General features: G+C 52.2%; 14 protein-coding genes. 9 read left to right on the top strand and 5 right to left on the bottom strand.

Features of this window, described 5'->3' with window-relative positions; translation table 11 throughout:
• Nucleotides 1-121: 121 nt before the first annotated feature.
• The 4 genes from plsX to PsAD46_RS20130 all read left to right on the top strand — a co-directional run bounded on the left by plsX (nucleotide 122) and on the right by PsAD46_RS20130 (nucleotide 3,361).
• Nucleotides 122-1,171: a phosphate acyltransferase PlsX gene (gene plsX / locus PsAD46_RS20145; RefSeq protein ID WP_063307725.1), complete on the top strand. Its 1,050-nt coding sequence runs from the start codon at nucleotides 122-124 to the stop codon at nucleotides 1,169-1,171.
• A 10-nt stretch (nucleotides 1,172-1,181) separates the two neighbouring features.
• Nucleotides 1,182-2,159 carry a beta-ketoacyl-ACP synthase III gene (locus tag PsAD46_RS20140; RefSeq protein WP_063305408.1) on the top strand — a complete coding sequence of 326 codons (978 nt, stop codon included), beginning with the start codon at nucleotides 1,182-1,184 and terminating at the stop codon, nucleotides 2,157-2,159.
• A gap of 135 nt (nucleotides 2,160-2,294) precedes the next feature.
• Entirely contained in the window at nucleotides 2,295-2,606 is a 312-nt protein-coding gene (locus tag PsAD46_RS20135) for an integration host factor subunit alpha (RefSeq protein WP_057464306.1), read from the top strand.
• A 41-nt stretch (nucleotides 2,607-2,647) separates the two neighbouring features.
• Complete coding sequence (locus PsAD46_RS20130) at nucleotides 2,648-3,361, top strand: MerR family transcriptional regulator (RefSeq protein ID WP_063305407.1); 714 nt, start codon at nucleotides 2,648-2,650, stop codon at nucleotides 3,359-3,361.
• Nucleotides 3,362-3,463: 102 nt separating this feature from the next.
• Here the strand turns inward: PsAD46_RS20130 and PsAD46_RS20125 are convergent, their stop codons facing one another.
• Nucleotides 3,464-3,892 (bottom strand): Lrp/AsnC family transcriptional regulator, encoded by a 429-nt coding sequence (locus PsAD46_RS20125; RefSeq protein WP_063305406.1) that lies wholly within the window; start codon nucleotides 3,890-3,892, stop codon nucleotides 3,464-3,466.
• Nucleotides 3,893-4,031: 139 nt separating this feature from the next.
• Here PsAD46_RS20125 and PsAD46_RS20120 point away from each other — a divergent pair, with 139 nt between their 5' ends.
• The 5 genes from PsAD46_RS20120 (at nucleotide 4,032) to PsAD46_RS20100 (ending at nucleotide 11,014) form a co-directional block, all read left to right on the top strand.
• On the top strand, nucleotides 4,032-7,094 hold the full coding sequence (locus PsAD46_RS20120) for an aminotransferase class III-fold pyridoxal phosphate-dependent enzyme (protein ID WP_063307724.1): 3,063 nt from the start codon (nucleotides 4,032-4,034) through the stop codon (nucleotides 7,092-7,094).
• Nucleotides 7,095-7,352: 258 nt separating this feature from the next.
• Nucleotides 7,353-7,658, top strand: coding sequence for a hypothetical protein (locus PsAD46_RS20115; RefSeq protein ID WP_063289197.1), 306 nt, complete (start codon nucleotides 7,353-7,355; stop codon nucleotides 7,656-7,658).
• Between the two features lie 113 nt (nucleotides 7,659-7,771).
• Nucleotides 7,772-8,542, top strand: a complete 771-nt coding sequence (locus PsAD46_RS20110) for a DUF2793 domain-containing protein (protein ID WP_063291622.1) — start codon at nucleotides 7,772-7,774, stop codon at nucleotides 8,540-8,542.
• Nucleotides 8,543-8,634: 92 nt separating this feature from the next.
• Complete coding sequence (locus tag PsAD46_RS20105; protein ID WP_063291623.1) at nucleotides 8,635-9,411, top strand: glycoside hydrolase family 108 protein; 777 nt, start codon at nucleotides 8,635-8,637, stop codon at nucleotides 9,409-9,411.
• Nucleotides 9,412-9,607: 196 nt separating this feature from the next.
• Nucleotides 9,608-11,014 (top strand): amidohydrolase, encoded by a 1,407-nt coding sequence (locus tag PsAD46_RS20100; RefSeq protein WP_063291632.1) that lies wholly within the window; start codon nucleotides 9,608-9,610, stop codon nucleotides 11,012-11,014.
• A 252-nt stretch (nucleotides 11,015-11,266) separates the two neighbouring features.
• On the opposite strand, the gene PsAD46_RS20095 is transcribed toward PsAD46_RS20100, so the two are convergent.
• From PsAD46_RS20095 to PsAD46_RS20080, 4 genes are all read right to left on the bottom strand, one after another.
• Nucleotides 11,267-12,295 carry a site-specific integrase gene (locus tag PsAD46_RS20095; RefSeq protein WP_063307723.1) on the bottom strand — a complete coding sequence of 343 codons (1,029 nt, stop codon included), beginning with the start codon at nucleotides 12,293-12,295 and terminating at the stop codon, nucleotides 11,267-11,269.
• Nucleotides 12,296-12,566: 271 nt separating this feature from the next.
• Nucleotides 12,567-12,770 carry a hypothetical protein gene (locus PsAD46_RS20090; protein WP_063291625.1) on the bottom strand — a complete coding sequence of 68 codons (204 nt, stop codon included), beginning with the start codon at nucleotides 12,768-12,770 and terminating at the stop codon, nucleotides 12,567-12,569.
• The gene (locus tag PsAD46_RS20085) at nucleotides 12,770-13,195 is read right to left on the bottom strand and encodes a hypothetical protein (RefSeq protein WP_063307722.1); all 426 of its coding nucleotides are present in this window, start codon (nucleotides 13,193-13,195) and stop codon (nucleotides 12,770-12,772) included. The genes PsAD46_RS20090 and PsAD46_RS20085 overlap by 1 nt, the downstream gene beginning before the upstream one ends.
• 109 nt (nucleotides 13,196-13,304) lie before the next feature.
• Complete coding sequence (locus tag PsAD46_RS20080) at nucleotides 13,305-13,625, bottom strand: hypothetical protein (RefSeq protein WP_063307721.1); 321 nt, start codon at nucleotides 13,623-13,625, stop codon at nucleotides 13,305-13,307.
• Nucleotides 13,626-13,652: the final 27 nt, after the last annotated feature.

The following is a 13,652-nucleotide window of genomic DNA, read 5'->3' as shown; positions in this document are numbered from 1 at the left end:
GTTTATAATCGAGTATCTTCGCGACGCGCATTTCCACTGAACTTAGGGAAAATGCTCTTAACTATTCCGAGGTCTGCCGATACAAGGGCAGACTTTGTTGGGACAAGGCAAGAAATTGGAAATGTCTGAAAAAATACGTATTTCTCTTGATGCTATGGGGGGGGATTACGGTGTTGAGGTGGTGCTGCCTGGTGCTGATCAGGTGCTGCAACGCTGCCCGAATATCGAATTCCTACTTTTCGGTGACAATAAAGTCATCGAGCCAATGCTCGAGGAATACCCTCGTCTGAAGCAGGCATCCGTTGTTCATCATACCGATGTGTCGATTGGCATGGACGAAAAACCGAGTCAGGCCTTGCGCAAGGGCCGCGGTAAATCTTCCATGTGGAATGCGATCGCTGCGGTTAAAAATTCTGAAGCAGATGTTGCTGTTTCCGCAGGCAATACGGGCGCGCTGATGGCGATGTCCAAGTTTTGCCTGCGCACCATGTCTGGTATTGAGCGTCCTGCGATTGCGGCAATGTGGCCGACACTTCGCGGTGAATCCATTGTGCTTGACGTGGGTGCTACGATCGGCGCGGATGCACAGCAGCTGATCGACTTTGCTATTTTGGGCGGCGCTATGTGTCGTTCTGTTCATGGTGTTAAGCAGCCGACTGTTGGTCTCCTTAATATTGGTGTTGAAGAGGTGAAGGGTGTTGAGGAAGTGCGTACAGCAGGCAAAATGCTGCGCGAACTGTCTCCTCCAAACCTTGTTTACTCCGGCTTTGTCGAGGGTGATGACATTGGTAAAGGCACCGTTGATGTTGTTGTGACCGAAGGGTTTGCCGGCAATATTGCACTCAAAACAGCCGAGGGAACCGCAAAACAGTTTGCTGGCTACCTACGGGCTGCTATGAAACGTACGCTCATGGCGAAAATCGGTTACTTTTTTGCACGAGGTGCTTTCGAGCGGCTTCGGGCGAAAATGGATCCGCGTAAAGTCAATGGCGGGGTCTTTCTTGGGCTTAATGGGATTGTTATCAAAAGCCATGGCGGAACAGACGCTGAAGGCTTTGGTGCTGCCATTGAACTTGCCTATGATATGGCCAAGAATGAATTGATTAAAAAGATCTCCGAGGATCTGGCAAACTACCATCGTGGTCGTTTCTCAGAGGCTGAAGAAAACTGAAGGGTTTAAAGTGAAGGCACTTCGCTCTGTATTTTTGGGCTGTGGCAGCTATCTGCCTGAAAAAGCACTTACTAACCAGCAGCTTACCGAGATTGTTGACACTTCTGATGAGTGGATCGTTCAGCGTACCGGGATCAAGAACCGTCATATAGCGGCAGAAGGTGAGTTTACGTCTCACCTTGCAGTGAATGCTGCCAAGGCTGCGCTGGAAAATGCCGGTGTTGATGCGCAGGACATTGATCTGATCATTCTGGCAACCTCAACACCTGACAATACGTTCCCGGCAACGGCTGTTGCTGTGCAGGCAGAACTTGGTATCAACCACGGTTTTGCGTTCGACGTTCAGGCTGTTTGCTCTGGTTTTGTTTATGCAGTTACCACTGCCGACGCATACCTGCGCGGTGGTCTGGCTAAGCGTGCGCTTGTAATTGGCGCTGAAACATTCTCCCGCATTCTGGATTGGGAAGACCGTACGACCTGTGTTCTGTTTGGCGATGGCGCTGGCGCTGTTGTCATGGAAGCGCAGGAAGGTGAGGCTTCTGCTGAGACCAGCGGTGTGTTGACCTGTCATTTGCGTTCTGATGGCCGTCATAAGGAAAAGCTTTACGTGGATGGTGGTCCTTCCACCACTGGGACTGCAGGTCATCTGCGCATGCAGGGCAAAGAAGTGTTCAAGCACGCGGTTGGCATGGTCACTGATGTGATTGAAGCTGCCTTTGATGCCACTGGCACAACTGCGGAAGACCTGGACTGGTTTGTTCCGCACCAGGCGAACCAACGCATCATTGATGCCTCTGCAAAGAAACTTGGCATCGCTCCTGAAAAGGTAGTGAAAACAGTTTCCGAGCACGGCAACACTTCGGCTGCATCGATTCCTTTGGCTCTGGACAGCATTGTTAAAGCTGGCAAGGTCAAAAAGGGAGATCTGATCATGCTGGAAGCAATGGGCGGCGGCTTTACCTGGGGTTCAGTACTCCTTAAGTGGTAAAAAGCGGCAAAAAACCCCAGAGGGTTGCATTTCTTAGCAAATGAGCTGTTGACCCTGACGCCGGTTGGCCATACCGTAACTTGTTGAAAGCAAGCTTTATTCTTACGGATCATGGCTTTACCGGAGGAGGGTGGAATGGGTAGTCACACTGTAACCCGCGCTGATTTATGTGAAGCGGTTTACCAGAAAGTCGGCCTATCTCGGACTGAATCTGCCGAACTCGTTGAGCAGGTACTTGCAGAAATTTCTGCCAGCCTGGAAGGCGGCGAGTCTGTCAAATTGTCTAGCTTTGGCTCTTTTGTTGTTCGCTCGAAAGGTGAACGCATTGGCCGTAACCCAAAAACAGGTGAGGAAGTTCCGATCTCTCCACGCCGGGTTATGGTATTCAAGCCAAGCAATGTTCTTAAACAGCGCATTAATGATGCACTGGTTGAGGGCGCCAGCTAATTTGCTGCCCCGATAATAGTAAGGTTTAGAGGGTCTGCATCGTGGAGAAGAGCGCCGACGCGTTCCGAACAATTAGTGAAGTAGCGAGTGAACTGGATCTGCCGCAGCACGTTCTGCGGTTCTGGGAAACACGATTTACCCAGATCAGGCCTCTGAAAAGAGGCGGTGGACGGCGCTACTACAGACCTGACGACCTTGAGCTTTTGCGCGGTATCCGCCATTTGCTCTATGGGGAAGGCTATACGATTAAAGGCGTGCAACGTATTTTGCGAGAGCAAGGCGTGCGTGTCGTTATGGACGTTTGGAAAGAGGGTGGTGGCGTTGTCATCCCAACCTCGTCCAGCGCCAATACGCCTGTCGGCGTAGCTCCTGATCCATCCCAAGTTTCTGAGGGTTCAGTGCGGAGTGCAGCGGAAGCTGCGGTCGCGCAGGCTATCATATCGTCTCCAGATGAGATGTATGAGCCGCAGGAAGACTGGGTTGCTGAACGGTCTGTAGAAGAACAGGCGGTTCTTCCGCTTGAGAGCGAGCCTGAGCCGCAGATGCCATTGCCGTCCGGTCTATTGCCGGATGACGAGCCGGATCAGCATGGCAAAGGTGGACATGGAGCGTTTGGCTTCATGGATCGTTTGATGGGCTCTGAAAAGGAAGAGGCAGCTGGTTCTGCTGGACTTTCCAAGGACAATGTTGATCGGCTGCAGTCCACGCTCTTTGAGTTGTTGGAGTGTAAGCGTATGCTGGATCAGGCGCGATAATCTACAAAAATTGATAGGGTCTTGGGTTGGTGAAATGCTAACCTGAGCGTTGGTTTAAGGGCGTCAGTCACTGCTTTGTTGCAGTCGGCGCCCTTTGCTGTTTCAGGTGCGTTGAAACTCATCCCGCAAAATGACAGTGGTTGTCAGGTCCTTCACACCGTCAGTGGATGCGATGGCGTCTCTGACGTTGTTGAGCATCTCCATTGAGGAGGCAACGACTTCGACCACAAGGTCGAGCTCTCCACTTACCGAACTCACACGTTTAATCTCTGGAAACGCCGCCAGTATGTCGAGGATTTCACGCATTGGCGTGCGTGATAGGCGGATGAACAGGAAGGCGGAGATGTGCGTGGGATCGAGGCCGCCGATGTCTGCCCTGTAGCCGCGAATTGTGCCGTTGTTCTCCAGCCGTGTGATGCGTTCGCTGGTGGCACTGCGAGACAGGTTTATGCGGGCTGCCAGTGTTTTGATCGGGATACGGGCTTCTTTGGAAAGGATCGCGATAATCTCGCGGTCGGTGGCATCGAGCATTGAGATTCCTCTGCGCGGGCTATCAGGATGAGTGCCGGTAAAATACTTATTAATCGCGACATAGTGGCGGTGCAACTGACATAAAGTCGGTGTTCTGAAATATCAGTGTGCGTTATATTCCGGGCAACCGGAGAGACTTATGACTGATATTAGCCATCCCGCCCCTAATTTTGACCGCGATACCATTGCAGCCCTTCTGCTGGAGCACTGGAACCTGAAAGGTGACTTGTCTCCATTGGAAAGCGAGCGCGACCAGAACCATCGCCTTGATGCTGAGGATGGCACGCGCTGGACGGTCAAGCTCGTCAATGCCAGTGAGCCCGACGCTGAGACAGGTTTTCAGACAGCCATGCTGCAACATCTTGCTGTGTCCTCTCCGGATTTGCCTATGCCGCGCCTGCGCCTGACAAAAGATGGTGGAGCCACGCAGAGTGTCGCCGGACCGGGTGGAGCATCTCATGCCATGCGGGTGGTTTCCTGGGTTCCCGGGGTGCCGTTGGCTGAAACTCAGCGTGAAGATGGTGTTGTTGCCAGTTTGGGAACGTTGCTTGGCAAGATGGATAAGGCGCTGCGTGGTTTCGTGCATCCCGGTGCTTTGCGCAGCTTTGAATGGGATTTACGTGCGGCTGGCGATGCGCGCGCGCGTCTGAGTGCCATTGGTGATCCTGATCAGCGGCGCGTGGTTGAGTACTTCCTTGATCGGTTTGACCGGATTGTTGCTCCGCAGCTTGCCGGCTTGAGAGCTGCTGTCATTCACAATGATGCCAATGACTGGAATGTGCTGGTTGATCCAGAAGATCATTCCCGCGTTTGTGGTCTTATTGATTTTGGTGACAGCCTGCATACGCCTGTGATTGCGGAAGTTGCGATTGCAGCGGCCTATACGATTATGGAGCTGGCTGATCCGATTGGAGCTGCTGCTGATCTGGCTGCTGCCTACCATGCTGAGTATCCGTTGGAAGAAGGGGAGGTTGATCTTCTCTTTGATCTGATTGCGATGCGGTTGGTGACAAGCGTGAGTTTGTCCGCTCTGCGGAAAGATGAGACTGACGACAATCCATACCTTGCTGTCAGTGAAGCACCAGCCTGGAACCTGCTTTACAAACTTTATGGCATGAAACCATCGTTTGCGACTGCAATCCTGCGCAAGGCCTGTGGTTTTGATGCTGTGCCGGGTGCTCGGAAGGTGGCAGCGTTTTGTGCAAAAAACCGGAACTCATTTGCCCCGTTGTTTGCGCGCCATCCCAAGCTCATGTCCAAGGCGCTGGTACCTTATGCTGATCCTGAGAATGAGATGACTGTGACGTCTCGTGACCGTCAGCCAGAAGCTGCACAGGAATGGTGGGAAGAGTACTGCGAGGCGCATGGCGTTGAACTTGGCATTGGGCCATGGGGTGAAAGCCGCAGTGTTTATTCCTCCGACTTCTTTGAGAGTCGTTTCATTGAGGGAGAGCGTCGCCGGAACCATCTGGGGTTTGATTTGTTCCTGCCGTCAGGAACCCGTGTTTGTGCGCCTATGGATGGAAAAGTGCGGTCTGTGGTAATTGAGACGGATCCACTTGGCTATGGCTGCATGATTGCGCTGGATCATGAAACGGATTGCGGTCAGCCGTTTGTGAGCCTTTGGGGACACATGGCGCATGAGGCGGCGAGCCGATTGAGCGTGGGTGATGTGATCAAGGCCGGTGAGACAGTTGGGTATCTGGGTGCAGAAGATGAAAATGGTGGCTGGGCTCCCCATCTTCACCTACAGCTATGTGCAGATGTTTCTTTGAGTGCCGAAGAAATCCTTGGTGTTGGTGAAGAGAAGTATCTTGATGTGTGGGCAGATTTGTTCCCGTCCGCTATCGATTTTGCCGGGCTCCCGCAAGAAACACTGGGCAGTGCTGGACGATCAGTCTGCGATATCGTTTCATCGCGCCGTCAAAATCTGCTGCCGAACCTTTCCATCTCATACAGCGAACCGATCAAGTTTGTGCGTGGCGAGGGGGCTTACCTTATCGACCATCGCGGGCGGGCTTATCTGGACTGTTTTAACAATGTCTGCCATCTGGGTCATGCACATCCAGATGTGGTTGAGGCCTTGTCTCATCAGGCGGGTTTGCTCAACACCAATACACGGTATTTGCACGACAACATCGTTGAGTACTCTGAGCGTCTGACAGCGACACTGCCGGATGATCTGGCGGTTGCTTCGTTTGTGTGTACGGGCAGTGAGGCGAACAGCCTGATGCTTCGCATGGCAGAGGCGCATACCGGGCGTCGTGATGCAGTTGTTCTGGATTGGGCTTATCATGGCACAACACCTGAGCTGATTGCGCTGAGCCCTTACAAATACAAGCGCAACGGTGGTAAAGGACGGCCTGATCATGTGTTTGAGGCAGCTATTCCGGACGCCTATCGTGCTCCGGCTGACTGGGCACCTGAGGAGATCGCTGCACGTTATGTGCAAAATGTTGCTGAGCAGCTGGACTTGATGAAAAAACAAGGCCGTGCCCCAGCATTCTTCATTGCTGAATCAATTCCAAGTGTGGCTGGTCAGGTGTTCATGCCAGATGGCTATCTGGAGGAGGTCTACAAGCTGATCCGTGCGGAGGGTGGCCTGTGCGTTGCTGATGAAGTGCAGGTTGGGTTTGGCCGTGTCGGATCGCATTGGTGGGCTTTTGAAACACAAGGTGTGACGCCGGATGTGGTTACTATGGGCAAGCCGATTGGCAGTGGTCATCCTATGGCCGCGCTTGTGACCACTCGCGAGGTTGCTGCCAGCTTTAACAATGGCATGGAATACTTCAACACCTTTGGCGGTAATCCGGTCTCCTGTGCTGTCGGGCTTTCTGTGCTGAACGTGATTGAGCGGGATGGATTGCGTGAGAATGCGCGTGTTGTTGGTGATTACATCCTTTCGGGCTTCCGAAAGATGATGGAAAAGTATGAGTTTGTTGGCGATGTGCGCGGGATGGGACTATTCCTTGGTATCGAGCTGGTGAAAGACCGGCGTACCAAAGAGCCTGCAACAGATATGGCGAAACGTATTGCCAACCGCGCAAAAGACCTTGGTATTCTGATGGGAACCGAGGGGCCTTATGACAATGTGTTGAAGATGCGGCCACCGATGATTTTTTCTAAGGAAAATGCGGATTACCTGCTGGATGTCCTTGATCAGGCCATGAATGAGTCTGTTTCAGCTCTGGAAACCATGTAAACTATCAAAAAAGGGCCAAAGTCTGGCCTTTTTTACCTGAAGAATAGGCGGGGACAGGAAGTTGTCTCCGCTTTTTCTTTGTCCTGAGGGCTAACGGGATGAAGGTAAGGGTGAGTTCAATTCATGTTCAAAATCCGGAGGCGTCGCTCTTGATCGCAACGTCCTGAGCGCTCCGGCTTGTTGTTTTGGGTTTGTTTTAGAACAGGTTGGCTTGCCATCCTTTAAAGAACAGGCCCCAGAGTTTGAAGGTGGGCGAACATGGTAACCATTGAAAGCAGTGCAAGCATTACGGCCTGGGGTGAGCGAACCTTTGGGCAAGTGGCTGACCTGAATGCGTTGATTGCGCGGGCAAAAGAAGAGCTTGCCGCTCTGCAACTGGCTGTCGAAAGCGGCGAGAGTTCACGTGATGTCGCTGCTGATGCCGCGGAGATTGCGATCCTGCTGCATCGTCTTGTTGGTTTGCATGGTGCTGAGCTTTCATTTGCCGTTGACGAGAAAATGGCTCGCAACCGCACGCGTATCTGGTCTCTGGCTGGTGATGGTACTGGTCGCCACGTTGCCTAAGCTTTTGATTGCTGCTGCGGGCTGATCTGCCTGCGGCTCTGATCTCAACTTATCCCCCTTGTTGCGCTGGATGGTACGCTTTTGCGTAGGCTAGGCGATCTATGGGGATCATGATGAGTGAGACGACATCGCATCTTAAACTGCCATTTCTGGCAGCTGCTCAAGCGCAAAAGCATGTCACGCACAACGAGGCTTTGGCACTTGTTGATCTGGTTGTGCAGCTTTGCGTTGTTTCCAACAGTGTGAGTGCACCACCTGCAGGCCCCGCAGAAGGGGAGCGTTATATCGTTCCTGCAGCTGCGACAGGTGCTTTTGCAGGACAGGAGAGTAAGATCGCGGCCTTTGATGGTGATATCTGGCGATTTTTAGCTCCAGTTGAAGGTTGGGCGGCCTGGGTGCAAAGCCTTGGCGCGATGCAGGTTTACTCAGATGGTAAATGGATTGGGTATTCTTCTGTCGCTGGACTGGGCGTTGATGACGTTACCGGCGGTGCGGCCTTTCAGCAGGAAAAGACTGTGCTGAGCGAGAGCGCTCATGGTGCGCAGAGCCAGTTTGTGACCGCAGATGAGCTGATCACCGTTTCTGGCGGTTTTACTGAAAGCTCTTTGGTTATTCCCTCCCGTGCAATCGTGTTTTGTGTGTCCACCCGCGTGGTTGAGGCTGTCACGGGTGCAAGCTCCTACGATTGCGGAACTGCTGGTGAGGCTGGCAAGTTTGGAGGCTCTTTGGGGATTGCCGTTGGTTCTAATAATGCAGGCGTGATTGGACCAACTGCGTATTATGCGGACACGCCAGTCCGGATTACTGCGAATACTGGCAGCTTTACCGGAGGCAAGGTTCGATTGTCCTTACATTTCTTCCTGCCAGTGGTGCCGCAGACCTGAGCGATATCTTTGAATTTCATAGGCCGCATCTGCGGTCTTTTTTGTGTTTGCACGGGGGCTTTGGCTCCCGTTTTTTATTAGGAGAGTGAGAGATGCAAGATACCTTTCAACTGATCGTTTCGGACTTGCTTGAGAGTGAAGGAGGGTTTACCCATCGAAGCCGGAAGGCTGATCCGGGTGGTCCTACAAACTTTGGCATCACACAGAAGACCTTGAGTGCATGGCGGGGGGAAACTGTCAGCGTTCAGGAGGTGCGGTCTATGGAGCAGGCTGAGGCTGTCGATATCTTTCGGGCACAGTATTGGGATGCTGTGAAGGGAGACAAAATGCCTTCGGGCTTGGACTATGCGCTTTTTGATTTCGCCGTGAACTCAGGACCTGCGCGGGCGGTCAAGACGCTTCAGAGTATTCTGGGCGTTGCTGCTGATGGTCTGGCTGGTGTTGAAACGCTTGGGGCACTCAAGACGCACAATCTCCGTGATCTGGTGGGTACACTTTCTGCTGAGCGCTTGCGTTTCATGAAGCGGCTTAAGAACTGGCCCTACAACAAAAATGGATGGATGCGCCGGGTGAGGGATGTTCAGCAACGGTCACTTGAGTTGATCAAATCGCCAGCGTCAGCGGTTCAAACATTGCGTGTCCGTGATGGCGTTGTGCCGGATGGGGCTGCCAAAGCGCGGGGCGAAGAAACCTCTGCAATGAGCACCTGGTTGACGCCAGAGGGCGTGAGTAAGGCCGGGGTTCTGATTTCCGGCATATCCGGCATGCTTGCTGGTTCCGGGCCGTTGCAGTGGGCGTTTGCTTTTGCGCTTGTTGTTGCAGCAGGCATTGGTGGCTATCTGATGATCCAGAAAGAGCGAATGGCATAGATTTGAGCGGCACTGCGACTGGAAGGGAGCTTACGCAGCGGTGCCGTAAAGCTCCCCAGCGATTTTGGAGCATCGGGCAATCTGTAATGGGAACTACCAATGACGTTCTGCTAAGGACGTTTTAGTGTGCTTGCAGGTTCTCCCATTACAACCGGGCATCCAAATTCTGAACTGCTGGAAAGGCATTGCAGGTTCCATGAAAAAACTTAGCTTCATTTCTCTTCTTCTTGGTTTTACGGCTCTTACACATGCACATGCGCATGCGGGTGAGGTGGTTGATCTGCTGATCACCAACGCGCACGTTCTGACCATGGATGCACAAAAAACCGTTTATGACCGTGGGCTTGTGGCAATCAAGGGCAACAAGATTGTTGCGGTGTCTGATGGGTCTGACAGTGCTGACTATAGTGCCGACAAAACCATCGATGCGGATGGCGATATTGTTATGCCCGGCATGATCAATGCGCACACCCACGTTTCTATGACTGTGTTCCGCTCACTGGCTGATGATGTTCCTGATCGCCTGCATCGGTATATCTTCCCGTTGGAAGGGGCGCTCGTCTCGCGTGATATGGTTCGTATTGGTGCAAACCTTGGTAATGTGGAGATGCTGAAGGGTGGCGTCACCACCTATGCTGATATGTATTACTTTGAGGATGAAGTTGCGAAGACGGTCGACCAGATCGGTATGCGCGCTGTGCTTGGTGAGACTGTGATCAAGTTTCCGGTGGCGGATGCTAAAAATGCAGAAGAGGGCATCAACTATGCTTTGAACTTCATTGAGGAATATAAAGACCATCCGCGGATCACACCAGCATTTGCACCTCATGCGCCGTATACAAACACAACTGAAGTGCTCGTGAAGGTAAATGAACTGGCGCAAGAGAAGGATGTTCCGGTCCTGATCCATCTGTCTGAATCTTCTCGTGAAAGTGAGAAGATTGAAAAGCGGATGCCCGGCAAAACGCCAATCGGTTACATGGCGGAAATCGGAGCATTGTCAAAACATTGGGTGGCAGCGCATGCCATCACAGCAAATGATGATGATATCCAGATCTTGAAGGATCATGATGTTGGTGTCTCTCACAATATGAGTGCCAACATCAAATCAGCGAAGGGTGTTGCACCTGCCTTGAAGATGTTCGATCAGGGGCTTCGTATCGGACTTGGAACAGATGGCCCGATGTCTGGCAACACGCTTTCCATCATTGATGAGTTGGGGCAGGTGGCGAAGGTTCACAAACTGGCCAACAAAGACCGGGCTGCGATGCCTCCGGTCAAAGTGGTTGAAATGGCAACCATTGGTGCTGCTCGTGCGCTGCATATGGAGGATAAGATCGGATCATTGGAAGTTGGGAAACTGGCTGATGTGATCATCATCGACACCAAAGCGCCCAACATGGTGCCAATCTTTAACCCATACTCTGCGCTGGTCTATTCTGCTTACGCCACCAATGTCAGCACCTCGATTGTTGATGGCCGTATCCTGATGGACAAGCGTGACGTGCTGACCGTGGATGAAGATCAAATCCGAAAGGAAGCGCAGGAATTTGCTGAGGTTGTCCGCAAAACAGTCATCGATAAAGGTGAAGTTGTTCAATAGGTCTTATTGAGAATTACATTTACGAGGGGACTGGCTTGGTCAGTCCCCTTTTTTTGTGCAAGCAACTGCACATTATCCGGTGCGGCAGGTTAGGTTGACCCAACCCGCAAAAATATTGGTTTTGTGAGAAAAATGGTCGGGTAGGCCGGATTTGAACCGACGACCCCTTCACCCCCAGTCACGGGCATCTACCTCAACTCATTGATGTTTAACAATTGGCACCACTTTACTAATTCTATAAAGCCAATGAATCTAATAGGGCCAGTCTGGGCTTGGTACGAGTGTACCAACGTCCAGCGCGGCTGCAGCGCTGGCCAAATACTCTGGGCTAAAGCGAGCGTAGACCTTGCGAGTAATGTTGATACTCTCGTGCCCCAAAAACTGACTTACTTCGTCCATTGGTACACCTGCCTCGATCATCCAAACTGCTGCAGTATGCCGTAAAACATGGGGGGAAACATCGTTCAGGTTCGCCCGTTCCACTGCACGCTTGAACCCTCGTTTGATGCTCGTGAGAGACTCGCCACGCCACTCTATAACGTGATCGCAGGATCTATTGATCTGAGCTGATTTGAGTTCGGCGTACAATAGATCGTTGATAGGCACAACGGCACGGCCCTTTTGCATCATACTCGCCAGAGGATCTTTCAAGATGATTTTTCGTCTGTCGAAATCAACTCGATCCCAGGTCAATTGTAATATTGCCTCTACGCGAGCGGCAGTGGTGAGGAGCAGTATTATCGCGAGACGGATATGTGGGCTGTTGGCAGCGGCTACGAGCTTTGAGAACTCAGCTTTTGTGAGATGCCTATCTCGTGGAGGCGGGTCACTGGGAACTTCGATAAATGGTGCCTCATCAAGGTACTTATGTTTAACCGCCCATCTGAGCGCGAGGCGTAGATATTTCAGTTCACTAACAAACGTGGACTGCTTTCTTCCCTGCTTCGCTCGAAATACCGCATAATCCCTGCAATGCTGTACCGTGATGTCTTCTGGGGCTTTGTTCCCAAAATGTGGAGCGAGAGCCTTCCAATAGTGGCCCATTGTTTCGTGGGCTCTCTTCCCTTGAGCTTTCTTGTCTTGTTGGCAGAGTTTATACAAATCAGCCACAGAGTGTTTTGTGTAACCCTCTGCGGCTTTTATGATGTTGGGGAGTATGCGCTCAGCTAGATGGTACTCAGTCGCGCCCGTCGAAATTCTTCTGCGCTTGCCTGTGTTTGGGTCTTTGAACTCGACGACCCACTTTCCTCTGTGGCTAGTGAGCTTATACTCTGCTCCCATTGCTCTACCTCCGAAACCGGGATGCGGTACGCTGTGCCAAATCGCGTGCCGTGAAGTTCTCCTCGATTGATCATGTTACGAATGGCTTGATCTGACAAGCCCCAGCGCTTGGCGACCTCTTTAGGGGTTAGCATTGTCCTACCTTCCATCTCAATAATCCTCTTTGGTGTTGACGTAGAAGAAGCAGTGTTAACTCTCTGACTATTCAGCATTTCTATCATCCTTCAAATCAGTCGCTAGCGACCTGAGTAAAAACATGCGGTTGGTGGGTTTAGATGGTTATTGCGATCAGTAGTTTTTCAAGAAAGTTGGATGTGTGGTCATGGAGGGCTTCTGGCATGTGTTCTTTGACCTGCTCTACAAGCTCTGGAGGAGCATTTACAGCAACAGCAGTCAGGATCTCTGCCAAGGCCTCAGGCTTGGTTGTGAGCTTGATGCCGATGTGGATAGGGGTCATGCCCGGCTCCAGCTGCATCACTCGCTCCTACGATTATCGAAGAGAGAAAAAGGGAGAGAGGTGGTCACGACCCAAAGGTGATACATGTCGGCATCGTCAATGATTTCTGCCTTCGGAGGGTAGACCTCAACGGCGGTGGCAGTTGGTCCGGCAAGCTCATCTTTAATGCGTTGCATTTCGGGCCATGATGGGCGGACTTCAGAGAGGCATGTGATTGCAAGGTGGCGGATGCCGTTGGATAGTGTGCGGTCCAGAACGCTAAACACATCATTCTTGTGCGCTCTGGTGAACTCTGCCGCCCATCCGTGCCCAACGGTCCCCTTGGAAAACTCTTTGATCTGCCATGGCCCCCAGTTCCCACGCGCTCGATTGATCCTCTCGCGCTTTATGATCTTTTGCTGCTCTCTCTTGGAGAGACCGTATGGAGTCAGGTCTATTGTCATTGCGGTGCTTCCAGTCGTGAGAGAAGGGGAAGCGGCTCAGGTGCGCCTTTCCTGAGCCGCCACTGCCGAGGCGACGCTTTCGCGCTTGGGAGGAGTAACCTCGGCAATGCTAATGGGCGTGGGTGACGTGCTGGAATGTAGCCAGCTTGCTCTCTTCCTCGGTTAGAGGCTTGTTGTGTCTCTGGTATGCGAAAATGATTTTTGCAGCATGCCAAGCCAGATTGATTTGATTGCCTGGCGTGAGAACATCAGAGGTCTGATGCTCGCTCACGGGCAAGGTAGACCAGTAGGCTCGTGTTGCCGATTTCAAGGCAGACGGATTTAGGTCTTCAATTGGGAGTGAGCCTGTTCCGTCGCAGCGTTCACACTCACTTAGAGCAAGGTGGAAATAGTCATCGCGTCCGGTTCCAACGCAAGTTGGGCACTTCATTGCTCGTTCTCCTGCGATAGGGCTGGT

The sequence above is a fragment of the Pseudovibrio sp. Ad46 genome (assembly GCF_001623065.1).
Taxonomy (GTDB): Bacteria; Pseudomonadota; Alphaproteobacteria; order Rhizobiales; family Stappiaceae; genus Pseudovibrio.
Note: the sequence above shows the minus strand (reverse complement) of the source record. Positions and strands in the feature narration are given on the sequence as shown.